The following is a 24985-nucleotide window of genomic DNA, read 5'->3' on the forward strand; positions in this document are numbered from 1 at the left end:
GTTTGGGAGATAATAATGGATAATTATGTTGGAAAAAGATTAGACGGCAGATATGAAATTCAAGAAATTATCGGTGTTGGCGGAATGTCTGTTGTTTACAAGGCTTATGACAATGTTGACGATAGAATTGTTGCAGTTAAAATTTTAAAAGAAGAATTTTTAAATAATGACGACTTTAAGCGTAGATTTAAAAACGAATCAAAAGCAATTGCACTTTTGTCACATGAAAATATTGTTAAAGTTTATGATGTTAACTTTGGCGAAAAACTTCAATATATCGTAATGGAATATATTGACGGCATAACACTTAAAGAATTTATTAACAAACAAGGTTCAATCACTTGGAACGATGCTTTGTTCTTTATGACGCAGATTTTGAGAGCCGTTCAACACGCACACGATAAAGGTATCGTTCATCGTGACATTAAACCTCAAAATATTATTTTGCTTCCAAACGGGAACCTCAAGGTTACCGATTTTGGTATTGCAAGATTTTCCCGTTCTGATACAAAAACTTTGACAGAGCAGGCAATTGGTTCTGTTCATTATATTTCACCTGAACAAGCAAAAGGCGAATACACAGATGAAAAAGCAGATATTTATTCAATCGGTGTAGTCCTTTACGAAATGCTTTCAGGCAAAGTTCCTTTTGAAGCTGACAGCGCAGTGTCTGTTGCACTTATGCAAGTCAACTCAAATGCAGAAGAATTAAGAAAAATCAATCCGGACATTCCACTTGGACTTGAACAAATTTGCTTCCACGCAATGCAAAAAAATCCTGCAGACAGATATCAGTCTGCAACCGAAATGCTTCTTGATATCGAAGAAATTGTTAAAGACCCAAATAAGACTTTTAATTATGTAAATAACGAAGTTGTAGAAGAACCTTCACAAGAAATCGAACCTATTATTGACGATGAAGAATATGAGGAAACAGAGGATTACGACGATTCTTCACGCAAAAAGAAAACAATTGCGGCAATCGTTGTTGGTGTCATTGTTTTGATAGCGGCTATTATCGGTATTGTAATGATGTTTACATCAGGTATGAATACTAAAACACAAAAACTTGAAAACTTTGTGGGATTCTCATATGACCAGCTTCAAGATAACGAAAGCTATAATTATGAATTTGTTGCCGAATACGAAAAATCAGATCAATATGATCCGGGAACAGTTATAAAGCAAAATCCGGAAGCAGGCTCAAAGGTTATGGAAGGCTCAAAAGTTACACTTTATGTTGCGTCATCAGACAAGAATATTCCTATGCCGAATGTATATGGATTGTCACTTGAACTTGCCGAACAAACTCTTCAACTTGATGGTTTAACTCAATTTAAAACTATGAACATTCCAAGCGACAATGTTGAAGAAGGCAAAGTTATTTATACCGATCCGAAAGCTACAACTATTGTTTCTGCTGAGCAGGAAATCACTATCTATATTTCATCAGGTCCAACCACAACTGTAATCGAAACATTGACAGTTCCTGATGTATCGGGTCTTACACAAAGCGGAGCAAGAGCGTTTCTTGAAAAATTTGGATTCAAAAACATTTCTTTTGTAACTCAAGATGACGAACTTCAAAAAGGAATTGTTTTGTCGCAAAGTCCAATTGCGGGAACCCAAGCAAAAGCCACTGATTCCATTAAAGTAATTATCAGTTCTGGTGTAACTACAACAACGGCACAAGCTGTTAAATATTCGGTAAATATTACATTGCCTGTTGTTCAAAATGATGACGGCTCATATGGAAAAGACACACTTGTTGTAAAGGTCGGCAGTGATACTTATTCAAGCAGAAAAATTACACTTGACGGTTCAAATGTTCCGATTAATATTACTGCAGAAAGCGGTAAATCTCAAAACATCAAAGTTTCACTTAAACAAACCGGCGTAACAGAAACAAAGCATATTGACGGCAAAAAAGACAAGGATATTTCAGTTAACTTCTCTTCTGCCTCTAAATATCTTGTAACCGTTACTACTCCGGTTCATACCGAAAACACACAAACTACACAATAATTCTGTTCAACGGCGACAACATCGCCGTTGATGTTTTTAAAAGATATATGACAAAAGGAAAAATTATAAAAGGTATCGGCGGTTTTTACTATGTCGATACCGACAACGGAATATTCGAATGCAAAGCAAGGGGCAATTTCAGAAAGCAAAAGATTACTCCTCTTGTTGGTGATGATGTTGAAATCAGCATTAATGAAAATGCTGAAAACACTATAGACACAATTTATCCAAGAAAAAACGAACTTATTCGTCCGCCGCTTGCAAATCTTGACCAATTATTTATTATTGCGTCACTTGTTGACCCAAAGATTAATACAACGATAATTGACAATCTCACAGCTATTGCCGAATACAAAAAAATCGAGCCTATCATTGTTTTAACAAAAACCGACCTTGATGACAGTGCTCAAATATATAAAAACATTTATGAAAAAGCAGGATTTAAGGTTGTTGTTTGCGATAATACAACAGGTGACGGAGCAGATGAAATTAACAAACTGTTAAACGGTAAATGCTCGGCTTTTACAGGCAATACAGGTGTCGGTAAATCAACTCTGCTTAACAATATTTTCCCTGATTTAGATTTAAAAACAGGCGAAACAAGCAAAAAATTAGGCAGAGGAAAGCACACAACTCGCCATTGTGAATTGTTCAAGACAGATAACGGTTATATTGCTGACACACCCGGATTTTCGTCACTTGAATTTAAGCAGTGTGAAAAAATCCTAAAGGATGATTTACCTTATTGCTTTAGGGAATTTGACGATTATCTCGGATATTGCAAATTCTCTACTTGTTCACACACAAACGATAAGGGATGTGCTGTTATTGAAGCTGTAAATGACGGCAAAATCAGTAAATCAAGACACGAAAGCTACATTTCAATGTACAACGAGGTTAAAGATATTAAAGAATGGGAACTCAAATAAAAAAATGCACCATTATATCGGGTGCGCCCGATAATGATATAGACTTTTTGAAAGAAAATATTGATGTGCAATCATTTATTATTTGTGCTGATTCGGGATACAAAAATTGTTTAAAAGCAGGATTTACTCCTAATTTAATTATAGGTGACTTCGATTCATCAGAAAAGCCTGATATAAATTGCGAGATTATATCTCTTGAAGTTGAAAAAGCATATACAGACACATTTCATTGTGTTATGGAAGCTGTTGACAGAGGGTATAATGAAATTCAAATCTTTTGTGCTATCGGCTCAAGGCTTGACCATACATATTCAAATATTTTATCACTTGATTACTGCCAAAAGCACAGTGTAAAATGCTCTATTCAAAATCGAAACAATCGACTTTCTTTAATTAACGACAAAGGTATTGTTAATAAGGAATACGACAATTTTTCTCTTTTTGCTTATCTTTCAAACTGTAAAGGAGTCAGAATTAAAGGCGCTTATTATACGGCGGGCTTTTATGATAAAGAAACAATTGACATTAATCCAAACGACCAATTTGCACAAAGCAATTTTGTTAGCGAAGATTATGCCGAGATTTCTCTTGACGAAGGCACACTTCTTTTAATTGAAAGTAACGATTAGGTATAAATTGCATATATTATAGTAAGCACAGATACAGCGGAGGTGTTTGCTATGAAGAAAATGTGCAAGAGAGATTTGTTATGGATTGCCTTTGGACTCGGTTGCGTTATGGCGTGTTGCTTGCCAACTGTTTGGGTAACCCGTATTCTTGCAATAGCAGTCATCATCCTCGGAATCATAATCTGTTGCAGAAAGTAGGGGAGATATATGAAAGTTATACTTATAAAAAGTCCAAAATTGCTTGCGCCTATCCTGCGTTCAATTTTTAAAGTGAAAAAAATAAATTACGAAGAATAGTAAAAGAAAATTTAAAAGGTGCCAAGGAGCACCTTTTAAATTTTTGGTATTGAAATATATCTCTGTTTATTATATAATATTGTAAATATTTTTAAGGATTACATATAATGGATAACTATATTGATTTAAATAATTTTGAGGATATTCCTGTTGTTCCGCTTCGTGGACTTGTGGTTTATCCAAATATGACGCTCCATTTTGATGTCGGCAGAAAAAAGAGTGTTGCCGCTCTTAACACTGCTATGGACACTCATCAAATGATTTTTCTTGTTTCTCAAATTGATTCGAGTATTGAAGATCCGAGCGAAAGAGATGTTTATGAAGTAGGTGTTATTTGCAAGGTTAAGCAAATGATAAAAATACCTAATTCATCAAATCTTCGTGTTATTGTTGAGGGTATAGCAAGAGCAAGCATTGTTACAATGTATACTGACGGCGACCATTTCAACGCAGTTGTTGACAGAGCGCCGATTTACGATGTCGAAGTTTCAGCGGAAAATACCGCTTATATAAGAACAGTAAAAAAAGAATACGAAGTTTATGCTTCAATTTTCAAAAAGATTTCTAATGAAGTCGTTGCAAAGATAATTTGCTGTGAGGACATTGCAGAACTTACCGACTATATCTGTGAAAACAGCTTTTTCTCATTTTCGGACAAGCAGGCAATGCTTGAAGAATTTGATCCGCAAGAGAGAATAAAAAAACTGACTGTGCTTCTTAAAAAAGAAACCACTTCACTTGAAATTGAAGCCGAAATTCAGGACAAACTCCAAAAGGAAATCGATAAAGGACAGCGTGAATATTATTTGCGTGAAGAAATGAAAGTCATTTCCGATGAACTTGGAGAAGGCGAAACGCCTCTTGAAGAAGCAGACGAATATAAAACAAAAATTAATAACCTAAAATGTAGCGAAGAAATCAAATCAAAGCTACTTAAGGAATGTGAAAAACTGATAAAAATGCCTTCAGGTTCACATGAGGGAACAGTTGTCAGAACATATCTTGACAAATGCCTCGAAATTCCGTTTGGCAAATATTCAAAAGATAGAATTAATCTTGAGCGTTCAAGAAAAATTCTTGATGCCGATCACTACGGTCTTGATAAAGTTAAAACAAGAATTATCGAATCATTGGCTGTATTGAAGCGTAATCCGGAGTACAACGGTCAAATCATTTGTTTGTACGGTCCTCCGGGTGTCGGCAAAACAAGTATTGTCAAATCTCTTGCAAAGTCAATGAACCGAAAATATGTTCGTATTGCACTTGGCGGTGTTCATGACGAAGCCGAAATCAGAGGCCACAGAAAAACATACATAGGCTCAATGCCGGGCAGAATTATGCAAGCAATCATTGATGCAGGAACAATGAATCCGATTGTATTGCTTGACGAGATTGACAAGGTTGGAAATGATTACAAAGGTGACCCGTCATCTGCTCTTTTGGAAGCACTTGACCCGGAACAAAACAATTCATTCAACGACCACTACATTGATTTCCCAATTGATTTAAGCAAGGTACTGTTCATCACAACAGCAAATGATACTTCAACCATTTCTGCTCCGCTTCACGACAGAATGGAAATAATTGAGCTTAACTCATATTCAATTGAGGAAAAATTCAATATTGCTAAACAGCATTTAGTAAAGAAAGAACTCAAAAAGCACAATTTATCTGCAAGAGAGTTCAAAATTTCTGATGATGCAATTTACAAAATTATTGAATGTTACACAAGGGAAGCAGGCGTTAGAAGCCTTGAAAAGAACATTGCAACTCTATGCAGAAAAGCAACGGTTGACCTTGAAAACGGCAAAAAATCATTCAAGGTAACCGATAAAAATCTATCTGATTATTTGGGTGTTGAAAAATATTCAAAGGACGAAATACCAAAAGAAAACCAAATTGGTGTTGTAAACGGACTTGCTTGGACACAGGTCGGCGGAACAATGCTTCCGATAGAAATTTCAGCACTTGACGGCACAGGCAAAATCGAGCTTACCGGTAATCTTGGTGACGTTATGAAAGAAAGTGCAAAAACCGCCGTCAGCTATGTAAGGAGCAAAACCAAAGAATACGGTATTGAATCCGATTTCTACAAAACAAAGGATATTCATATCCATGCCCCTGAAGCAGCAATTCCAAAAGATGGTCCGTCCGCAGGTCTTGCAATCACAACTGCTTTAGTAAGTGAGCTTACAGGTGTTCCGATAAAACGCAATGTTGCTATGACGGGTGAAATCTCACTCAAAGGCAAGGCACTCCCAATCGGAGGACTTAAAGAAAAGTCTATGGCAGCATATAAGGCAGGATGTGACACGGTTATTATTCCAAAGGATAATTTCAAGGATTTGAGCGAAATCTGCGATGAAGTAAAAACTGCGGTAAGATTTATCCCTGTTTCTTCGTTTGATGAGGTTATGATTCAAGCGCTTGAATATATTCCTAAAAAAGACAAAAAACAAAACATAATTATAAAGTCCGATGATACCGTATCGTCGGCAGTAACACAGTGATATGAATTATAATAAAGCAGAATTTGAAAGAGCGTTTGGTATTTCGGGTCAATTGCCACCGAGCAAAGTCCCTGAAATCGCTTTTGCAGGTAGGTCAAATGTCGGAAAGAGTTCGTTGCTCAATAAATTATTTAACAGAAAATCCTTGGCAAGAGTCAGCTCTGTTCCGGGTAAAACAATAACAATTAATTTTTATGATGTTGACGGATATAAATTCGTTGATTTACCCGGCTACGGATATGCAAAGCTCAGCAAATCAGAGCGTGACCGCTTTGGTGAACTTATGGAAGGCTATTTCCAAAGCGGAAGAAATATAAAACTTGTTGTTCAACTTGTTGATATGCGTCATAAACCGTCACAAGATGACTATGGTATGATTGACTTTATGCAACAAATGGACATCCCGTTTATCGTTGTTTGCACAAAAGCCGACAAGCTCAAAGTTAAAGAATTTAAGAGAAGAGAAAAGGAAATTAAAGAAGAACTTTCTATGGTAGATGAAAACTTAATTATTCCGTTTTCTTCACAATCGGGACTCGGTCTTGATACAGTAAAAATGTTAATTGAAAAATCACTTGGTGCATAAGTGATTTGAGGAGGATAAAAATGAATAAAACACCATTTCTTTCATTAGAAAAAGCACAGGAAATCATCAAGGATTATCCAACACCTTTTCATATCTATGACGAAAAGGGAATCAGAGAAAATGTAAAGGCACTCAAGGAAGCGTTTTCTTGGAACGAGGGATACAAAGAGTATTTTGCTGTAAAGGCTACTCCAAATCCGTTTCTTATTAAAATTTTGCAGGAATACGGTTGCGGATGCGACTGTTCATCAAAAACAGAACTTATGATGGCAAGAACTCTTGGTGCAACAGGTGATGACATTATGTTTTCATCAAACGACACACCGATTCAAGAGTTCAAGTATTGCAATGATTTAGGTGGCATCATCAATCTTGACGATATTACTCATATCGAAGCTGTTGAAAAGGCTTGTGGCAAACTTCCAAAGAAAATGAGCTGTCGTTATAATCCGGGCGGACTTTTCAAAATCAGTAATGATATTATGGACAATCCGGGTGACGCAAAGTACGGTATGACCACCGAGCAAATCTTTGAGGCTTTCAAAATTATGAAAGAAAAGGGTGTTGAAGAATTCGGAATTCATGCATTCCTTGCTTCAAACACTGTTACAAACGACTACTATCCAATGCTTGCAAAGGTTCTTTTTGAACTTGCTGTTGAGCTTAAGGAAAAAGTAGGCGTACATATCGGATTCATTAACCTTTCAGGCGGTGTTGGTATTCCTTACAGACCTGACCAAGAGCCAAACGACATTAGAGTTATCGGCGAGGGTGTTCACAAGGTATTTGACGAAGTTCTTGTTCCTGCCGGAATGGGTGATGTAAAACTTTGCACAGAGCTTGGCAGATTTATGATGGGTCCTTACGGTGCGCTTGTAACTACTGCAATTAACGAAAAGCACACACACAAGGAATATATCGGTGTTGACGCTTGTGCCGTTAACCTTATGCGTCCTGCAATTTACGGAGCTTATCATCATATTTCGGTTTTAGGCAAAGAAAATGACGAATGCAACAACAAATATGATGTTACAGGCTCACTTTGCGAAAACTGCGATAAGTTTGCAATCGACAGAATGTTGCCAAAGATTGATATGGGTGATATTCTTTACATCCACGACACAGGTGCTCACGGCTTCTCAATGGGTTATAACTATAACGGCAAGCTCAAGAGTGCAGAAATTCTTCTCTGTGAAGACGGCTCATACAAGCTCATCAGAAGAGCAGAAACACCAAAAGATTATTTTGCAACATTTGATTGCTTTGACTTTTATGATGAATTAATCAAAGAATAATCTATTTTTTAGGCGGTAGGAAAATTTCTTACCGCTTTTTTTAAATTATGCTTTACTATCACGATTTAATGTGCTAAAATATTATCATAATTTAAACGGAGGCTTAGTTATGAATAATAAGCTACAAAACAAAAATGTTGATTTTTTATTCAAGGCAATTTTGGCACTTGAAAACACAGAAGAATGTTATGACTTCTTTGAGGATTTGTGCACCGTTCAGGAGCTTAAAACCCTCAGTCAGCGTATTGTTGTTGCAAAAATGCTTTCTGAAAAATGTGTTTACACCGACATTGTTGAGCAAACAGGTGCTTCAACGGCAACCATCAGCCGTGTAAACCGTTCACTTCAGTACGGATGCGACGGTTACGACAAGATTTTTGACAGAATCAGCGAAGAAGAAAGTGATGAGTAGTTATCAAACTTTTGCTTATCTCTATGATGAGTTAACTCAAAATGTAGAATACGAAAAAAGATGCGATTATATTTTGTCATTTTTTGAAAAAAACGGTATAAAATCATGTACTGTTTTGGATTTGGCATGCGGAACAGGCTCAATGAGTATCCCTTTTATGAAAAAAGGGTATAACATAATCGGACTTGATTATTCCGAAGAAATGCTTGAAATCGCTTCTAATCGACTTTTTGAAGCAGGGAACAACTTTTCTTTGCTAAAGGCTAAAATGCAGGAATTTGAGCTTTCTGAAAAGGTTGACGCTTGTATTTGTTGTCTTGACAGTATTAATCATCTCAATAATATTGATGATGTTCAAGCAACATTCAAAAATGTTTATGATTCGTTGAATAATAACGGGGTATTCGTTTTTGATGTCAATACTGTTTATAAGCACAACGAAGTTCTTGCAGATAATACCTTTGTTTTTGATGAAGATGATTATTATCTTGTTTGGGATAATGAGGCTGTTGATGACAGAACCGTTCGTATTCTACTTGATATGTTTCTTTTTAACGGAGAAAACTACGACCGATTCAGCGAAGAATTTGAAGAAACAGCATATTCTGTTGAGGAATTATCAACTTGGCTTAAAAATTCCGGTTTTGTCAATATTAAAGTTTATGACGAGCTATCATATGACGAACCTAAAAACGATAGCGAAAGATTATATTTTGTATGTAAAAAGGTGTAATAATGGGAAAAATTGTTAGATATATTGCAGTAGACGGCTCTGCATTTGTAATTGCAACCGACTCTACCGACATTGTATATGAAGCAGAGCAAATTCATAAAACTTCTGCAACTGTTACCGCTGCACTTGGCAGACTTATAACAGCAACATCCATGATGGGTGATATGCTAAAGGACAAAGAGGACAGCATTACTGTCAGAATGAACGGAGCAGGTCCTTGTGGTGATTTAATTGCAGTTTCAGACTATGAGGGCAACACAAGAGGTTATGTTCAGAACCCTGTTGTTGAAATTCCGCTTAAAGAAAACGGCAAACTTGATGTATCGGGTGCAGTAGGCACAGACGGTCAACTTTATGTCATCAAAGATATTGGTATGAAAGAACCATATGTTGGTCAAGTGCCTATTGTAAGCGGTGAAATTGCAGAAGATATAACAAATTATTTTGCAACAAGCGAACAAACTCCGTCTGTTTGTGCTCTTGGTGTATTGGTTAATCCAGATTTAACCGTAAAAAAAGCCGGAGGTTATATCATTCAACTTCTTCCGGGATGTCCTGATGATATTATTGATATTATCGAAAAGAATGTTTCGGAAATACCGTCAGTTACAACAATGCTTGATGAGGGAATGATCCCTGATGAAATTGCAATCAAGGCAATGCAAGGGATTGAACTTGACAAACTTGATGAAAGCACAGCGGAATACAGATGTAACTGTTCAAGAAAAAAAGTTGAAAATGCACTTATATCAACAGGTATTGAAGCACTTACTGAAATGGCAAACGATGACAAAGACACAAAAGTAGAATGCCATTTTTGCAACAAAGAATATGTATTCACTCCTCAAGACATAAAACAAATTATCAACGCTTCAACCAAAAAATAAAAAGTTTAAAAAAAGTTGAAAAAAAGTGTTGACATTTGAGCCAAAATACTGTATAGTATAACACGTTGCAAGTAGCAATTCGGAAGCATAGCTCAGCTGGGAGAGCATCTGCCTTACAAGCAGAGGGTCACAGGTTCGAGCCCTGTTGTTTCCACCACTTCCAAGGCGAAAGCCTTGGAATATAAATGGCCCGGTAGTTCAGTTGGTTAGAACGCCAGCCTGTCACGCTGGAGGTCGACGGTTCGAGCCCGTTCCGGGTCGCCATTTATATGCTTCTGTAGCTCAGTCGGTAGAGCAGAGGACTGAAAATCCTCGTGTCGATGGTTCGATTCCGTCCGGAAGCACCAATTTGCGGATTTAGCTCATCCGGTAGAGCGTCACCTTGCCAAGGTGAAGGTAGCGAGTTCGAGTCTCGTAATCCGCTCCACATAATAGAAAACACACAATGTGTTTTCTATTACTTTTATGGCACCATAGCCAAGAGGTAAGGCAGAGGTCTGCAACACCTTTATCCCCAGTTCAAGTCTGGGTGGTGCCTCCATAAAACCCGAGTCTTACGATTCGGGTTTTTATTTTTGCAAAGGAATGATTATTATGGATTTTAACGAAGTCATCAAATCAAGAAGAAGTATCAGAAAATACAGCGCTGAAAAATCTGTGACTGCCGAACAAATCGAAGAACTTATTAAATCGGCAATATATGCACCATCTTGGAAGAATTCACAAACTGCAAGATATTATTGCGCAGTTGAGCAAGAAGCAATTGAAAAGGTTAGAAATTGCTTGCCGGAATTCAATCAGAAAAATTGCGAAAACTCCGCTTTAATTGTTACAACTTTTGTACATAATCGTTCCGGTTTCAAACCTGACGGCGAAGCACAAAACGAATGTGGCAACGGATGGGGATATTACGATTTAGGTCTTGCAAACGAAAATCTTTTGCTTAAGGCAACTGAAATGGGTTTAGGAACGCTTGTAATGGGTATTAGAGACGGCGAGATGCTCAAGTCAACTCTCAACATCCCAAACGAAGAAACTGTCGTTGCAGTGATTGCTGTCGGCTACCCTAATATCGAACCGGAGATGCCAAAACGCAATGAGCCAAACGACATTATTAACTGGATAAAATAAAAAAGGGGATAAGCCCCTTTTTTATTTTTGTACATATACAGTTTGAGTCGGAAAAGCAAAATCCGTATCATTGTTTTCAATAATCTTTTTAATGGCGAGATTAAGCTCATTTTCGATTTTTAGGTACTCATCCATATCGGATGTTTCAGTGTAGCAAACAACCTCAAAATTGAGGGCGCTGTCGCCAAATTCTCTGAAGTGTATTCGACAAGGTTCAGGCAATATATCTTTGTTTTGAACGATGTAAGTTTTTATCTCATTTCGCACCTTTTCAATGGTTTCGTTAGATGTTGAATAAACCAGACCAAAGGTCAAATTAATTCGTCTTTTGTCCATCATTGAAATGTTTGTAACAGCTTCTTTTGTTAAAGTTGAATTAGGAACAGTTATAACGCTGTCGTCAAGAGTACGAATCTTTGTGCTTCTCATTGTAACCTCTTCAACAAAGCCTTTAACGGTCGCAGATTCAATTAAATCGCCAACCTTGAACGGTTTGTCAAAAATTATAATAAAACCGCTTATAAGGTTTCCCACAGCGTCCTGTGCCGCCAAAGAAACAGCCAAGCCTCCAACGCCCAAACCTGTGAGTAATCCGTTTACATTATAGCCAAATTCACTTATAATCATTACAACACCAAATGCAATAACAACTATTTTTAAGATATTTGCCAAAAATCTTAAAGCTGTAGTGTTCATTGTGTCATTTGAACTATCACCAAAATGCAGATGAAGGAACAAATTGTTGGACAAATAATTAATTACACCCCAACATATAATTAGTATAATCAGAATTTTAAATACTTTTGTAACACCCGGCTTATTGTAATTAATTGCAAATGCAATATACAAACCGACAGTGCCTATAAGATAGGCAAGAGGTTTTTGCAAAGAATTAGCAAGTGAATTTGTCTTTTCCTTATTATTTTTCAAAAACAATTTTCCAAAAACATTAATAAGCACATTTGAAATTTTGTATCTAAACAAAAACAATATCAAAAAGACCGCAACACCAATTACCAAATCTATCACTTTTTCGGTGTCAGTAGCAAAAGCAGTTATGCTATCAAGAAATTTATTCATATCATTTTCCTTTCAAACAAATTATATGTTTATTTTAAATCATTTTTTTACATATTTCAATCATATTCTATTAACAAATCTACAATATAGAGTGTATAATTGTTAAATTTATTACTAATGTTTACAATTTATTCACAAAATTTGGCTATAAAAATAAAAATAGTTATTGAATTTTAATATAAATAATGTTATACTACATTCATACTTATAAGGAGGGGACTGCTTTGAGTAAAGAATCCAAAATCGCAAAAAAAGAGCAGAAGGCAGCAAAAAAAGCCGCCAAAGCCGAAAAAAAGCAGGCTAGCCAATACGCAAAACTTGTTAAAAGTATCGACAAGAAAAATGCTAAGGCTGAAAAGAAAGCTAACAAAAAGGGTAAACCATTTACACCCGCACCAATTCCTACGCAAGAAGAGGCTTTTGCCGGTGTACAAGGAAGCAATGGCAAGAAAGTATTTACACTTATCATTTTAATTCTTTTAATTTGGTTGGTTATTTATTTCTTGGTAATGTGGTTTAGCTATGTTGCACCAATCAAGAGCAATGAGGCAGCGGAGGAGGAAAACGGTACTTCTTCATCTCAGGAATATGATAGATATGTGAATGAGCATGAGATTACCACAACAAAGAGCTACAGTGTATCTGAAGCCAAGGCTCTTTTGAAGCAAGTTATCCACGACAACTGGAGAACTCTTTCATACTCAAGTGATCCTTCATCTGCAGCAATTAACTACACATCCAATATCGTAACAGTTAATAACGCAGATTGCTATGAATTTAAGGCAAGCGGAAAAACATACGCAGTTGCAATCAATCTTTCAGCTGTATATGTTGTTGAGAACGGTGAATATACACCAATCACATTCCATGGCACAGGCCTTATTTCATAATTGTAATTGAATACATAAAAAATACCGTCGATTTTCGGCGGTATTTTTATTTTTAACAGCAACACAAAAAGGAGCCGAACATTCGACTCCTTAATTTTTTTAGTATTTAGTTTTTAAGTGAATGAAGCGGAGCAGGGATTTTACCGCCACGAGAAATGAATTTTGCAGGGGAGTTGGTGTTAACCTTCATAACAGGTCCTGAACCAAGCAATCCGCCAAATTCAAGGACATCTCCGTCTTTCTTGCCAACGGCAGGAATAACTCTTACAGCAGTTGTTTTTCCGTTAACCATACCTATTGCAGCTTCATCTGCGATAATACCGCTGATGACTTCAGGGGTGGTGTCACCCGGGATAACAATCATATCAAGACCTACAGAACAAACTGCTGTCATAGCCTCAAGTTTTTCAATACAGAGAGCACCTGATTTAGCAGCAGCAATCATTCCGGCATCTTCTGAAACAGGAATAAATGCACCTGAAAGACCGCCAACGCTTGACGAAGCCATAACACCGCCTTTTTTAACAGCATCATTAAGCATTGCAAGGCACGCTGTTGTACCGGCAGCACCGCACTGCTCAAGGCCTATTTCCTCCAAAATGTGAGCAACCGAGTCACCAACAGCAGGGGTAGGAGCAAGAGAAAGGTCGACAATTCCGAAAGGAACGCCCAATCTTTTACTTGCAACAGTACCGACAAGCTGTCCCATTCTTGTAACCTTAAATGCTGTTTTCTTAATAAGTTCAGCGATTTCGTTAATTGAATAATCAGGATGTTTAGCAACTGCCGCTCTTACAACACCCGGACCTGATACGCCGACATTAATAACGCAGTCAGGCTCTGAAACGCCATGAAAAGCACCTGCCATAAACGGATTATCTTCAGGAGCATTACAGAAAACAACGAGTTTTCCTGCGCCGATGCAATCGTTATCTTTTGTAAGTTCAGCTGCTTCCTTAACCTTTTGACCCATAAGACGAACAGCGTCCATATTAATACCTGCCTTCGTTGAGCCGATATTAACAGATGAACAAATATGCTCTGTTTGTGCAAGTGCCTGCGGAATAGACTCTATAAGTTCTCTATCGCCTGCAGCAAAACCTTTTTGGACCAAAGCAGAGTAACCGCCTATAAAGTTAACTCCGATTGTTCTTGCAGCTTTTTCAAGAGTAAGTGCATACTTAACAGGGTCGCCACCGCTGATACCTGCAAGAATAGAAATAGGAGTAACACTGACTCTCTTATTAATAATAGGAATACCATATTCCTTTTCGATGTCTTCGCCTGTTTTAACAAGATTTTCTGCCTTTTTACAGATTTTGTCGTATACCTTTTGGCAAGACTTGTCAATGTCACTGTCACCGCAATCCAAAAGGGAAATGCCCATTGTTGTGGTTCTGATATCAAGACATTCGTCTTGAATCATTCTTATTGTTTCAAGTATGTCGTATGTATTAATCAAAACGATGTCCTCCGATTATATTCTATGCATTGAATTAAAGATGTCCTCGTGCATTGCATGAATAGACAATCCGTTATTCTCACCGTACTTGGCAAGTTTTTCGGCAAAAACAGGGAAGTCAACATTAGACTTTGAAGCATCTGCCATCATCATCATACAAAACATATCTTGCAAAATTGACTGTGAAACCTCTGTTACATTAACATTACATTCCTTACAAATCCCTGATACCGATGCAAGAATACCAACCATATCTTTACCAACAACTGTAATTACACATCTCATAATATGTCCTCCGAATTAATTAATTTATATTTTTTTACCACGATAGGAAGAAAGATTTGAACGAGCCTTTACACCGTTTCCAACCTTAACAGCCGATACTTTGTAGTAATATTTTTTACCTTTTTTGAGTTTGCCGTTTTTAAAACTTGTTTTCTTTGTTGATCCTACATAACTATATGCACCATTTTTACTTGTTGCTCTATAAATATAATAAACTGAAGCACCGCCGACTTTTTTCCAAGAAAGAGTAACTGTTCTTCCGCTTTTCTTAATAGGTTTAACTGCAGGAACAGCTAAGTTGGCAAATTTATAATCCTTTTTTTCGCCCTTACTGTATCCATATCTTGCAGAGCAATTCTTGTAATTGTTTAAATAAACATTACCGATTGCATCTTTTTCAAAATAAATAGCATATTTACCGCTGTCATTTAAAATGTTTGAAGTTATTGCACTAACATTTGCTTTTGAATTAACATGAATTCCATCTGCGCCTGATGAAACGATATTGTTTCTCTGAATATTTGTGCCACTACATTTTCCAATTAATATTCCGTTCTTTTCTGAATTTGAAATAATATTAGAACTAATTAAATTATTATTGCATCCTGTGTTAACAACAATTCCGCTGCTTCCGGCACTGCTAACAGTATTATTTGTAATCTTATTTTTGGCACTTGACGAAACAATCAAAACGCTGTTTGAAAACTGTGAAATGGTGTTTGAATAAATGTCGTTTGAATTTGAGCTATTAGCTAAATAAACGCCGTATCCACCGTTTGTCCTTGTGCTCGAAACAGTGTTATTATGTATTTTTGAATTTACTGTATCATACATTCTGATGCCGTGACCTGTTGTAGTAATTGTGTTACTATAAACGGAAATCTTATTAACGGCATAATTTGCAACCTTGGCATAAGAATCATATTTTTTCTTTTTAGCAGATGTAACATTATTGCCAAAAATGTAAATAGCAGATGCAGTTGAAACATCAATTGTTGAATTTACGCTGATATTATTATTAAAAAATTCGAGTTTTACAATCTTTATTAACCGAACCTAACGCATCAAAATCACAAACTGAACGAAGTCTTGAATCAGGACGCATCATAAAATAATTGATACCCTCACCACAATTTGTAATTCTATTACCGTAAATATCTGTATTTACATATGCCGTACAGAAAATTGCACATCCTGTTAAATTTGAAAATGTATTATTTCTTATAGTGATATTGTTTTGATAATACCCATGGAACATAGATTTTGTTCCTACGCCACTTACAAGATTATTAAATACACAATTTTCAACAGTAACCCCATTGTTCATTGTTCCGTCATAAAAAGGAAAGCCTGAAAAATGTTCATCTTCTTCAAGAATATCAATTTGAATAGCCTCACAGCTTGATGTGCTTAAATCACCTGTAAAGCCATCAAAAACGCATCTGTCAAAAACAACATTAGTTGAACCTGCAACCTCTACAAAATGAGAAATAAACCCATCGGTAAACTTTACATTTTCAAATCTTACACCATTAGCATGAGCAATTCTTGAAAGGGTAGATTCGTTTACATTATTATCCGTATAAGAAAGTTCTCCACCTCTTAATGTAAAATTGTAAAGTCCGTCATAACCATAATAGCCACTTGGTGAATTAATAATATTTCCTCTGCCCGGACAATCATTGCGAATAACAGTACCATTTGTAAGATCAAGAACAGTATTACTTGTTGCAGTATTAGTTTTAGTGATTACATATTCACCCGCAGGCATTTTGATTGTTAAAACATTTTGCGGACTTGCGTTCAAGGCACAAAACTGAAGAGATTGCTTTAAAGGCTCCGTAACATTAACTGTGTCGACAGGAACTTCCAAAACAACATTTGATGAAGAATCAAGAATTTGAATCGAATCAAATGCAAAAACAGTCAGAGCTGTAAACGGCAAAACCGAAACAATCAAAATCATAAAACTCATAATAAGTGATAAAAGTTTCTTTTTAAATTCCATCATAATAACCTCTATTTATAAATAATAATTAACCTATATTATAGTTTTAAATTATATAATTGTCAAATAAATATTTTTATTTATAAGTATTTTATTTTAGTATATATTGTGATATAATGAGCCGGGTGATGATTATGAAATACAAAAACATATTTGACACACATACTCATTCAATAAATTCATTTGACGGACATCATTCTTGCGAGCAATTATGCGAGGGAATTATTAAAAACGGCGGTATCGGAATAGCGATTACCGACCACTGCGATATTGACGGAACAAAAGACGGTTGTTGGGATTTTGAGGACAAACAATTTGCAGAAGTACTTGAAGCAAAAAAAGCGTTTCCTCAAATCAAAGTATACAACGGCGTTGAGCTTGGTCAGGCACTTTTTGAAAAAGAACTTTCAGAAGCATTCTTATCAAAATACGATTTTGATTTTGTGCTCGGTTCTGTGCATAATCTAAAAAATATGGAAGATTTCTACTTTTTAGATTACAAGCAGTATGACATTTACAGCCTGTTGCAACAATATTTTAATTCTTTACTTGATTTGGCAAAATGGAATAAAACTGACAGCCTTGCACATTTAACCTATCCGTTGAGATACATTGTTGCAAGAGAAAAAATAGATGTTGATATGTCAAAATTCGATGACATCATTGAAGAAATTTTCAGCGTTATAATAGCAAATAACAAGGCTATTGAGCTTAATGCTTCCGGGCTTTCAATGGATATGAACGACACATTGCCAAATAAAGCATATATCAAAAAGTTTCACGATATGGGTGGAAAATATGTAACAGTCGGTTCTGATTCACATTATTTTGATAAAGTGTGCAACAATATTGACAAAGGCTATGACATATTAAAAGAATGTGGCTTTGAACATTTCACCGTATTTGAAAAAAGAGAGCCAAAACTCATTACAATAGAATAAGGAGACAAAATGGACAGATTATTATATTTACTTGAAACAAATCCAAGACTTACAAACGAGGAACTTGCGGTTATGCTCGGAGTTAGCGAGGATGAAGTCAGAGAACAAATCAGAATTTACGAAGAAAGCGGTGTAATCAAAGGTTATCGCGCTATAATTGACAAAGACAAGGTAAACGCAAAATCCTGTACGGCACTTATTGAAATTAAAGTACAGCCAAAATTCGGTCACGGCTTTGATGAGGTTGCACAGCGAATTGCAAACCTTGAAGAAGTTGAAAGCATATATCTTATGAGCGGTGGCTACGACCTCTGCTGTATCGTTCAAAACAAATCATTTGAAGAAGTTGCAATGTTTGTTGTAAAGCGACTTTCTCCGCTTGAGGATGTTGTTTCAACAACTACAAACTTTATCCTCAAAAAGTATAAAGAGCAGGGCATCAGCTTTGCAGAACCAACAAAAGATGACAGGGGGACAATCTCGCTGTGATTGACTATAACGAATTTTTAAACCCTAATCTGAGCAATGTTAAGCCATCGGGCATCAGAAAATTCTTTTCTATTGCCGAGGAAATGGACAATGTAATTTCTCTCGGTGTCGGTGAGCCTGATTTTTTAACTCCGTGGCATATCAGACAACAGGGAATAGACTATCTTGAACGAGGAAAAACAAGATATACTGCAAACGCAGGCCTTATTGAACTCAGAAACGAAATTTCAAGATACTATACACGAAAATATCTTGTTCAATACGACCCAAAGACAGAAGTGCTTGTAACCGTTGGTGGCAGTGAGGGCATTGATATGGCTATCCGTACGCTTATCAGCAGTGGCGATGAAGTGCTTGTTGTTGAGCCGTCATTTGTTTGCTATAAACCTATTATTGATGTTTCGGGCGGTAAAGCAATTCCTATTGCAACAAAACTTGAAAACGAGTTTAAACTAACACCTGAAGATATTGAAAAAACTGTTACGCCGAAAACAAAGGCTATTGTGCTTCCGTTCCCAAACAATCCGACAGGAGCAATAATGAATGAGGCAGAGCTAAAATCAATCAGTGAAGTAATCAAAAAGCATAATCTTTTTGTTATTTCTGATGAAATATACAGCGAGCTGACATATACACCCGAGGGACACATCACAATTGCTTCAATTGACGGAATGAAAGAACGAACAATTGTTATCAATGGCTTTTCGAAGTCTTACTCTATGACAGGTTGGCGACTTGGATATGCACTTGGACCTGCACCTGTTATCAAGCAAATGACAAAACTTCATCAATTTGCAATTATGTCTGCACCGACAAATTCACAATATGCAGCAATAGACGCATTAAAAAACGGTGACAACGACATCAAAAAAATGGTTATGGACTACGATATGCGTCGCAGATTTACGGTTGACGCATTCAGAAAAATCGGCCTTGAATGTTTTGAGCCAAAGGGCGCATTTTATGTTTTCCCTTGCATAAAATCAACGGGTCTTTCAAGTGATGAATTTTGCGAAAGACTTATCAAAGAAAAGCATGTTGCGGTTATCCCGGGCAACGCTTTTGGCGACAGCGGTGAAGGATATATCAGAGCTTCTTATTGCTATTCTATCGACAATATAAAAGAAGCCATTACAAGAATAGGCAAATTGGTTAAGGAATTAAAAAATGAAAATTAAAGTAAAAGCATACGCAAAAATAAACCTAATGCTTGATATCGTTGCACAAAGAAAAGACGGCTATCACGATTTGTTTATGATTATGCAGTCGGTTGGTCTTTACGACACAGTTACTGTTGAAAAAATAAAAGGCAAAAAGATTACTCTCTCTTGCGACGAAGAAGGTATTCCGCTTAATGAAAAAAACATTGCGTACAAAGCTGCCGATGCGTTTTTCAAAGCGAACAATATCAAAGATACAGGCATCCATATTGATATAAAGAAACGAATTCCGCACGCTGCCGGACTTGCCGGCGGAAGCGCTGACGGAGCAGGTGTTATCGTTGCACTAAACCAAATGTATAATACCAATCTCAGCAACAAAGAATTGTGTCAAATCGGTGTCAAAATCGGTGCTGATATTCCGTTTTGTATTTGTGGCGGAACACTTCTTGCACAAGGCATCGGCGAAGTGCTCAATCCGGTAAAACCGCTTCGCAAGTGCTTCATCTTGCTTGCAAAGCCAAAAACAGGCGTCAACACCGGCAATGCTTTCAAGGCTTTTGATGAAAACGGCAAAGTACATACTCCCGACAAACTCGGTATGCTCTATGCCATGCAGTCAAGGGATTTAGAGCAAATTTGCTCAAAAATGGAAAATGTTTTTGAACAATTTATTGAAGTTCCCGAAAGAGTTTATATCAAAGAAATTATGCATTCAAACGGAGCACTTGGAACATGTATGAGCGGTTCAGGACCAACAGTTTTTGGTATATTTTTAAACAAAGAAGATGCCGAAAAATCATCCGAAGAATTAAAAAACTATGCTAAAGATATTCACATTTGCACGCCTGTAAGCAAGGGTTGCAAAATCGAAAACGAATAAAAATAATAAAACCTGCCAATCATTTGTTTGAAAGGCAGGTTTTTATATGTTCAAAAAGATTTATTTTTTTGTTCCGATTTTCCTAATTTCATTAATTGTTTTCGGAATAATCTCACCAATCAACACACTTTCGAATGATATCAGCCACAAAGTTTTAAGACTTCACATTTTAGCAAACAGCGATTCAAAAGCCGACCAAGAAATAAAATTAAAAGTTAAGGACAACTTGTTAAAAGACACTGCATATATTTTTGAAAACTGCAACAGCCTTGACGAATCAATAACAACAGCTAAAAGCAACATTGATTTATTTCAAAAATCTGCTGAACGCACCTTAAAAAATTGCAACAGTAATTACAGCATAAAGATTTATGTTGACAACGAATTTTTTGACATCAGAGAATATGAGGATTTCACTCTGCCATCAGGAAATTATAACACAATTAAGATTGTAATAGGGGAGGGTAAAGGTCACAACTGGTGGTGTGTAATGTATCCGAGTGTTTGTATATCGGCTTGCACAGACGATTTTGACAAAGTGCTAACAAAAGAAGAAAAGAAAATGATAACATCAAAAAAATATATCCCAAAATTTAAAATGCTTGAAATAGTTAATAAGCTAAAAAATAAAATTAAATCTTGACATTATATTAAAAATCAATTAATATATATGTGTTGTGCTGGTGTGGCGAAATCGGCAGACGCAAGGGACTTAAAATCCCTCGGTAGCAATACCGTACCGGTTCAAGTCCGGTCACCAGCACCATAAACACCCTTGATAATCACATATCGAGGGTGTTTTATTTTTTGTTCAAAAACACCAATTTTAAGATGTTGTTAATGTAGAAGCAGAAGAAATCAATACTATTTACACGAAATTTCAGTAAAAAGCAAAAAAAGACACATTGCCGTTCAAGACTGGGACCGTCAATGACGGCACTCCCAGCGACAATGTATCTTATATCTACACTTTACTTGAAAAACTCCAAAATGTCAATAAGCAATTTTCTAAAAATACTTCTGTTGACAGCGAAGGTAACGAGCTTACAAACGAACAACTTACATATTTACCACATTTTGCGGATTGCCGTCAATAAACGCTTTGAGGTTATCCTCAAGTATGCCCAAAAGGCGTTTTCTTGTTTCATATGCTGCCCAAGCAATATGCGGAGTGATTATACAATTCTTTGCCGTAAGGAGTGGGTTATCGGCTGTTGGCGGTTCAACTCTCAAAACATCAACTCCTGCCGCCTGAATATCACCGTTATTAAGTGCATCGGCAAGATCTCGGTCATTTACAACAGGACCTCTTGATGTATTAATTACAATAGCACTTTTTTTCATTTTTGAAATAGCGTTCTTATCAATCAAATTTTCTGTTTGCGGTGTGAGAGGACAATGGCAGGTAATTATATCACTTTCCTTACAAAGCTTGTCAAAATCAACAAATGCAACATTTTTAAATTCATCAGGCTTTGGATGAGGAGTAAATACCAAAACATTCATACCGAACGCTCTTGAAATCTCTGCAACTCTTTGTCCGATTGAACCGAATCCAACTATACCGATTGTCTTTCCGTCAAGTTCTGTTAACGGTGCTTTCCAGAAGCAAAAGTCAGGGCAAGATGTCCATTCACCGTTATGAACAGCATCACTGTGAAGTGAAACCTTGTTTGTAATTTGCAAAATAAGTGCAAAAACAAGCTGTGCAACCGCTGCTGTTGAATACGCAGGAATATTTGAAACAACAATGCCTTTTTTCTTTGCCGCATCACAATCCACAACATTATATCCTGTTGACTGCAAACCTATATATTTTAAGTTTGGCATTTGTTCAAGCATTTCTGCTGTGATTATAGTTTTGTTTATGATAAGAGCGTCTGCATCTTTTGCACGCTCAAACACTTCTTCCGGTGCAGTTCTTTCATATACGGTAAAATCGCCGTATTGATTAAAGCTATCCCAAGACTGGTCACCCGGATTTGTTGTATATCCGTCTAAATTTACTATTTTCAAAAAATCATCTCCTTTACAGTACAAATTATATCCCTTCTAAATAAATAAATCAACCGATTTATTGAAAGATTGATAAATATGTTGTATAATTTAATCATATTATTAATGTCTATACTTTTAACCAAAACGGTGATATAATGAAAAAAGCATTAATGATATTATTTTCCGGATTTTTACTTATAGCTGTTTGCATAAATATAAGTTATAAAATTGATAATGTTATGGTAAAAACAGTAGGAATCAACAATATTCAAACAAAAAAGACTGTAATCATTGACCCGGGTCACGGCGGAATTGATGTCGGTACCGTTGGAATTGACGGTTCACTCGAAAAAAATATTAATCTTTCAATTTCGCTTGATTTGTACGATTTTCTCATGGTATCGGGAATAAATACTGTTTTAACCCGTGATGGCGATTATGAGATGTACAGGGCAGGGGAGCAACGCACAAAATCTGACTTGTATAATCGTATGGATTATATAAATTCCGTACCTAACAGCATTTTGATTTCAATCCATCAAAATCATTTTGAAAATGAAGCTGAATGGGGAACACAGGTTTGGTATTCTCCGAATGATGAAATCAGTCCGACACTTGCAGACAAAATTTTACAAAGCGTAAAGAAAAATATTCAGCCGGAAAACAAAAGAGAAAATAAAGTATCAGATAACAGTTATTACATATTATACAAAGCTCAAAAACCATCTGTAATGGTAGAATGTGGATTTGTAAGCAACGAAAACGAAAATAAAAGACTGCAAGACAAAGAATATCAGCGAGATATGGCTTATTCAATTCTTGTAGGAATTTGTGAGGAAGTATAAATGGCAGGAAAAGTAAAATCCGTATATGTGTGCAGTGAATGTGGATACGAAAGCGTAAAATGGTTTGGAAAATGTCCGGGTTGTGGCGAATGGAACACTATGGAGGAGCAAACCCCGATAGTATCCGCAAAAGGCATTACAAGGTCAAAAGCAAGTATTAAGCCTGTTCAAAGACTTAACGAAATAGACAGTGATATAGAAAAAAGGCTTTCAACCGGAATAAAAGAATTTGACCGAGTACTCGGTGGCGGAATTGTAGAAGGAAGTTTAGTTTTACTTTCAGGTGATCCGGGTATTGGCAAGTCAACTATTTTGCTTCAAATCTGTCAAAGTTTAGGACAAAAACACACGATTTTATATATTAGCGGTGAGGAATCGGCACGACAAATCAAACTCCGTGCAAACAGACTTAATGTTGATACCGAAAATTTATTTATTCTTGCAGAAACCGATGTTTCGCTTATTGTTGAAACTATCAAAGCCGAAAAGCCAAATATGGTTATAATCGACTCGATTCAAACTATGATGATTGATGACATTTCTTCATCCGCAGGAAGTATCACACAAGTTAGAGAATGCACAAATATCTTTATGCACCTTGCAAAATCGCTCGGAATTCCGATTTTTGTTGTTGGTCATGTTAACAAAGACGGTGCAATTGCAGGTCCAAAGGTGCTTGAACATATTGTTGATACTGTGTTATATTTTGAGGGCGAACGAAATTATTCATACAGAATTTTGCGAAGTGCCAAAAACCGATTTGGTTCAACAAACGAAATCGGAGTCTTTGAGATGACTCAAAGCGGTATGAACGAGGTTGAAAACCCATCATTGATGATGCTTTCAGGCAGACCGAAAAATACAAGCGGAACATGCGTTGCGTGTACAATGGAAGGCTCACGACCGATTCTTGCCGAAGTTCAAGGTTTGGTTACTTCATCAGGTTTTGGAACGCCAAGACGAATGAGCACGGGCTTTGATTACAACCGAATGAGTATGATTATTGCAGTGCTTGAAAAGCGTGCGGGATTTTTGTTCAATGGAATGGATACATATTTGAACATAATCGGTGGATTAAAATTATACGAACCTGCAGCTGATTTAAGCGTTGCTATGGCGTTGATTTCATCATTAAAAGATAAGCCTGTAAATGAAAACACGCTTGCATTTGGCGAAATCGGACTTGCCGGAGAAATCAGAGCCGTGAATAATTGTGAGCAACGAATTACCGAAGCACAGCGACTCGGATTCACAAAATGTATAATTCCATTTCATAATTATAAAGCCTTGTCCAAAGAAATAAAAATCAATATGGACATTGTACCTGTACGAAACATCCGTTCAGCATTCGATGCAATTACTGAAGAATAACAAAAAACTAATTATGCTTAAATTTAAATAAAATAATGAAAGGAAAAAATACTCAAAGCTCCCCTTTATTTCGCAAAATATTAATTTTGCGAAATAATTAGTTTTTTTAAGTATTATAATAAATTCTTATGAAACGAGA

General features: G+C 36.4%; 26 protein-coding genes and 6 tRNA genes. 26 read left to right on the forward strand and 6 right to left on the reverse strand.

What is annotated here, in order from left to right; genetic code table 11:
- Positions 1-15: 15 nt before the first annotated feature.
- From pknB to B5D29_RS04905, 17 genes are all read left to right on the forward strand, one after another.
- On the forward strand, positions 16-2025 hold the full coding sequence (gene pknB, locus B5D29_RS04835) for a Stk1 family PASTA domain-containing Ser/Thr kinase (RefSeq protein ID WP_078768458.1): 2010 nt from the start codon (positions 16-18) through the stop codon (positions 2023-2025).
- Positions 2026-2072: 47 nt separating this feature from the next.
- Positions 2073-2954 carry a ribosome small subunit-dependent GTPase A gene (rsgA, locus tag B5D29_RS04840; RefSeq protein WP_078768459.1) on the forward strand — a complete coding sequence of 294 codons (882 nt, stop codon included), beginning with the start codon at positions 2073-2075 and terminating at the stop codon, positions 2952-2954.
- Positions 2939-3583, forward strand: coding sequence for a thiamine diphosphokinase (locus B5D29_RS04845; protein WP_078768460.1), 645 nt, complete (start codon positions 2939-2941; stop codon positions 3581-3583). The genes rsgA and B5D29_RS04845 overlap by 16 nt, the downstream gene beginning before the upstream one ends.
- Positions 3584-3634: 51 nt before the next feature.
- Complete coding sequence (locus B5D29_RS08695; protein WP_159443403.1) at positions 3635-3781, forward strand: hypothetical protein; 147 nt, start codon at positions 3635-3637, stop codon at positions 3779-3781.
- Between the two features lie 9 nt (positions 3782-3790).
- Complete coding sequence (spoVM, locus tag B5D29_RS08900; protein ID WP_143406725.1) at positions 3791-3880, forward strand: stage V sporulation protein SpoVM; 90 nt, start codon at positions 3791-3793, stop codon at positions 3878-3880.
- 107 nt (positions 3881-3987) lie between these two features.
- Positions 3988-6390, forward strand: a complete 2403-nt coding sequence (gene lon, locus B5D29_RS04850) for an endopeptidase La (protein WP_078768461.1) — start codon at positions 3988-3990, stop codon at positions 6388-6390.
- 1 nt (position 6391) lies between these two features.
- The gene (yihA, locus tag B5D29_RS04855; RefSeq protein WP_078768462.1) at positions 6392-6976 is read left to right on the forward strand and encodes a ribosome biogenesis GTP-binding protein YihA/YsxC; all 585 of its coding nucleotides are present in this window, start codon (positions 6392-6394) and stop codon (positions 6974-6976) included.
- Between the two features lie 20 nt (positions 6977-6996).
- Positions 6997-8271: a diaminopimelate decarboxylase gene (locus B5D29_RS04860; RefSeq protein WP_078768463.1), complete on the forward strand. Its 1275-nt coding sequence runs from the start codon at positions 6997-6999 to the stop codon at positions 8269-8271.
- Between the two features lie 109 nt (positions 8272-8380).
- Entirely contained in the window at positions 8381-8683 is a 303-nt protein-coding gene (locus tag B5D29_RS04865) for a YerC/YecD family TrpR-related protein (RefSeq protein WP_078768464.1), read from the forward strand.
- Complete coding sequence (locus tag B5D29_RS04870) at positions 8676-9416, forward strand: class I SAM-dependent DNA methyltransferase (RefSeq protein ID WP_078768465.1); 741 nt, start codon at positions 8676-8678, stop codon at positions 9414-9416. Before B5D29_RS04865 ends, B5D29_RS04870 begins: the two co-directional genes overlap by 8 nt.
- A 2-nt stretch (positions 9417-9418) precedes the next feature.
- Positions 9419-10303 (forward strand): Hsp33 family molecular chaperone HslO, encoded by an 885-nt coding sequence (gene hslO, locus B5D29_RS04875; RefSeq protein WP_078768466.1) that lies wholly within the window; start codon positions 9419-9421, stop codon positions 10301-10303.
- Positions 10304-10384: 81 nt separating this feature from the next.
- Positions 10385-10460, forward strand: a tRNA-Val gene (locus B5D29_RS04880).
- Between the two features lie 30 nt (positions 10461-10490).
- Positions 10491-10567: transfer RNA gene (locus B5D29_RS04885), tRNA-Asp, on the forward strand.
- A gap of 7 nt (positions 10568-10574) precedes the next feature.
- Positions 10575-10650, forward strand: a tRNA-Phe gene (locus tag B5D29_RS04890).
- 4 nt (positions 10651-10654) lie between these two features.
- Positions 10655-10730: transfer RNA gene (locus tag B5D29_RS04895), tRNA-Gly, on the forward strand.
- Positions 10731-10770: 40 nt separating this feature from the next.
- Positions 10771-10844 (forward strand) — tRNA-Cys (locus B5D29_RS04900).
- 53 nt (positions 10845-10897) lie between these two features.
- The gene (locus B5D29_RS04905) at positions 10898-11434 is read left to right on the forward strand and encodes a nitroreductase family protein (protein WP_078768467.1); all 537 of its coding nucleotides are present in this window, start codon (positions 10898-10900) and stop codon (positions 11432-11434) included.
- 21 nt (positions 11435-11455) lie between these two features.
- Here B5D29_RS04905 and B5D29_RS04910 read toward each other — a convergent pair whose 3' ends face one another.
- Entirely contained in the window at positions 11456-12514 is a 1059-nt protein-coding gene (locus tag B5D29_RS04910; RefSeq protein ID WP_078768468.1) for a mechanosensitive ion channel family protein, read from the reverse strand.
- Between the two features lie 224 nt (positions 12515-12738).
- On the opposite strand from B5D29_RS04910, the gene B5D29_RS04915 reads away from it, so the two are divergent.
- On the forward strand, positions 12739-13404 hold the full coding sequence (locus B5D29_RS04915; RefSeq protein WP_078768469.1) for a hypothetical protein: 666 nt from the start codon (positions 12739-12741) through the stop codon (positions 13402-13404).
- A 106-nt stretch (positions 13405-13510) separates the two neighbouring features.
- Here B5D29_RS04915 and B5D29_RS04920 read toward each other — a convergent pair whose 3' ends face one another.
- Genes B5D29_RS04920 through B5D29_RS04935 form a run of 4 tightly spaced genes read right to left on the reverse strand, consistent with a single transcriptional unit; the run spans position 13511 to position 17162 of the window.
- Entirely contained in the window at positions 13511-14866 is a 1356-nt protein-coding gene (locus tag B5D29_RS04920; RefSeq protein WP_078768470.1) for a PFL family protein, read from the reverse strand.
- 15 nt (positions 14867-14881) lie between these two features.
- Positions 14882-15151 carry an ACT domain-containing protein gene (locus B5D29_RS04925; RefSeq protein ID WP_078768471.1) on the reverse strand — a complete coding sequence of 90 codons (270 nt, stop codon included), beginning with the start codon at positions 15149-15151 and terminating at the stop codon, positions 14882-14884.
- A gap of 24 nt (positions 15152-15175) precedes the next feature.
- Complete coding sequence (locus B5D29_RS04930) at positions 15176-16198, reverse strand: right-handed parallel beta-helix repeat-containing protein (RefSeq protein ID WP_143406726.1); 1023 nt, start codon at positions 16196-16198, stop codon at positions 15176-15178.
- Positions 16170-17162 (reverse strand): glycoside hydrolase family protein, encoded by a 993-nt coding sequence (locus B5D29_RS04935; protein WP_143406727.1) that lies wholly within the window; start codon positions 17160-17162, stop codon positions 16170-16172. The genes B5D29_RS04930 and B5D29_RS04935 overlap by 29 nt, the downstream gene beginning before the upstream one ends.
- A 131-nt stretch (positions 17163-17293) precedes the next feature.
- Between B5D29_RS04935 and B5D29_RS04940 the strand changes: the two genes are divergently transcribed.
- From B5D29_RS04940 to B5D29_RS04965, 6 genes are all read left to right on the forward strand, one after another.
- Positions 17294-18100: a histidinol-phosphatase HisJ family protein gene (locus B5D29_RS04940; protein ID WP_159443404.1), complete on the forward strand. Its 807-nt coding sequence runs from the start codon at positions 17294-17296 to the stop codon at positions 18098-18100.
- A gap of 9 nt (positions 18101-18109) precedes the next feature.
- Positions 18110-18589 (forward strand): Lrp/AsnC family transcriptional regulator, encoded by a 480-nt coding sequence (locus B5D29_RS04945; RefSeq protein ID WP_078768475.1) that lies wholly within the window; start codon positions 18110-18112, stop codon positions 18587-18589.
- Positions 18586-19767 carry an aminotransferase class I/II-fold pyridoxal phosphate-dependent enzyme gene (locus B5D29_RS04950; protein WP_242941747.1) on the forward strand — a complete coding sequence of 394 codons (1182 nt, stop codon included), beginning with the start codon at positions 18586-18588 and terminating at the stop codon, positions 19765-19767. Before B5D29_RS04945 ends, B5D29_RS04950 begins: the two co-directional genes overlap by 4 nt.
- The gene (gene ispE / locus B5D29_RS04955; RefSeq protein ID WP_078768476.1) at positions 19757-20632 is read left to right on the forward strand and encodes a 4-(cytidine 5'-diphospho)-2-C-methyl-D-erythritol kinase; all 876 of its coding nucleotides are present in this window, start codon (positions 19757-19759) and stop codon (positions 20630-20632) included. Before B5D29_RS04950 ends, ispE begins: the two co-directional genes overlap by 11 nt.
- 46 nt (positions 20633-20678) lie before the next feature.
- The gene (locus B5D29_RS04960) at positions 20679-21275 is read left to right on the forward strand and encodes a stage II sporulation protein R (RefSeq protein ID WP_078768477.1); all 597 of its coding nucleotides are present in this window, start codon (positions 20679-20681) and stop codon (positions 21273-21275) included.
- Between the two features lie 36 nt (positions 21276-21311).
- Positions 21312-21398: transfer RNA gene (locus tag B5D29_RS04965), tRNA-Leu, on the forward strand.
- A 293-nt stretch (positions 21399-21691) separates the two neighbouring features.
- Here B5D29_RS04965 and B5D29_RS04970 read toward each other — a convergent pair.
- Entirely contained in the window at positions 21692-22648 is a 957-nt protein-coding gene (locus B5D29_RS04970; RefSeq protein WP_078768478.1) for a D-2-hydroxyacid dehydrogenase, read from the reverse strand.
- A gap of 137 nt (positions 22649-22785) precedes the next feature.
- Between B5D29_RS04970 and B5D29_RS04975 the strand changes: the two genes are divergently transcribed.
- Positions 22786-23475, forward strand: a complete 690-nt coding sequence (locus B5D29_RS04975; RefSeq protein WP_078768479.1) for an N-acetylmuramoyl-L-alanine amidase — start codon at positions 22786-22788, stop codon at positions 23473-23475.
- Positions 23476-24846 carry a DNA repair protein RadA gene (gene radA / locus B5D29_RS04980; protein WP_078768480.1) on the forward strand — a complete coding sequence of 457 codons (1371 nt, stop codon included), beginning with the start codon at positions 23476-23478 and terminating at the stop codon, positions 24844-24846. It begins immediately after the preceding gene.
- The last annotated feature ends 139 nt before the right edge of the window (positions 24847-24985 follow it).

It is taken from the genome of Eubacterium coprostanoligenes (assembly GCF_900167205.1).
Lineage (GTDB): Bacteria > Bacillota > Clostridia > Oscillospirales > Acutalibacteraceae > Eubacterium_R > Eubacterium_R coprostanoligenes.

Coding starts and splice junctions, on each gene's coding strand:
- ispE (WP_078768476.1), top strand. CDS start 19,757: ATGAAAATTAAAGTAAAAGCATACGCAAAAATAAACCTAATGCTTGAT.
- B5D29_RS04940 (WP_159443404.1), top strand. CDS start 17,294: ATGAAATACAAAAACATATTTGACACACATACTCATTCAATAAATTCA.
- hslO (WP_078768466.1), top strand. CDS start 9,419: ATGGGAAAAATTGTTAGATATATTGCAGTAGACGGCTCTGCATTTGTA.
- pknB (WP_078768458.1), top strand. CDS start 16: ATGGATAATTATGTTGGAAAAAGATTAGACGGCAGATATGAAATTCAA.
- B5D29_RS04960 (WP_078768477.1), top strand. CDS start 20,679: ATGTTCAAAAAGATTTATTTTTTTGTTCCGATTTTCCTAATTTCATTA.
- B5D29_RS04845 (WP_078768460.1), top strand. CDS start 2,939: ATGGGAACTCAAATAAAAAAATGCACCATTATATCGGGTGCGCCCGAT.
- B5D29_RS04860 (WP_078768463.1), top strand. CDS start 6,997: ATGAATAAAACACCATTTCTTTCATTAGAAAAAGCACAGGAAATCATC.
- radA (WP_078768480.1), top strand. CDS start 23,476: ATGGCAGGAAAAGTAAAATCCGTATATGTGTGCAGTGAATGTGGATAC.
- lon (WP_078768461.1), top strand. CDS start 3,988: ATGGATAACTATATTGATTTAAATAATTTTGAGGATATTCCTGTTGTT.
- spoVM (WP_143406725.1), top strand. CDS start 3,791: ATGAAAGTTATACTTATAAAAAGTCCAAAATTGCTTGCGCCTATCCTG.
- yihA (WP_078768462.1), top strand. CDS start 6,392: ATGAATTATAATAAAGCAGAATTTGAAAGAGCGTTTGGTATTTCGGGT.
- B5D29_RS04910 (WP_078768468.1), bottom strand. CDS start 12,514: ATGAATAAATTTCTTGATAGCATAACTGCTTTTGCTACTGACACCGAA.
- B5D29_RS04925 (WP_078768471.1), bottom strand. CDS start 15,151: ATGAGATGTGTAATTACAGTTGTTGGTAAAGATATGGTTGGTATTCTT.
- B5D29_RS04935 (WP_143406727.1), bottom strand. CDS start 17,162: ATGATGGAATTTAAAAAGAAACTTTTATCACTTATTATGAGTTTTATG.
- B5D29_RS04870 (WP_078768465.1), top strand. CDS start 8,676: ATGAGTAGTTATCAAACTTTTGCTTATCTCTATGATGAGTTAACTCAA.
- B5D29_RS04905 (WP_078768467.1), top strand. CDS start 10,898: ATGGATTTTAACGAAGTCATCAAATCAAGAAGAAGTATCAGAAAATAC.
- B5D29_RS04865 (WP_078768464.1), top strand. CDS start 8,381: ATGAATAATAAGCTACAAAACAAAAATGTTGATTTTTTATTCAAGGCA.
- B5D29_RS04945 (WP_078768475.1), top strand. CDS start 18,110: ATGGACAGATTATTATATTTACTTGAAACAAATCCAAGACTTACAAAC.
- B5D29_RS04975 (WP_078768479.1), top strand. CDS start 22,786: ATGAAAAAAGCATTAATGATATTATTTTCCGGATTTTTACTTATAGCT.
- B5D29_RS08695 (WP_159443403.1), top strand. CDS start 3,635: ATGAAGAAAATGTGCAAGAGAGATTTGTTATGGATTGCCTTTGGACTC.
- rsgA (WP_078768459.1), top strand. CDS start 2,073: ATGACAAAAGGAAAAATTATAAAAGGTATCGGCGGTTTTTACTATGTC.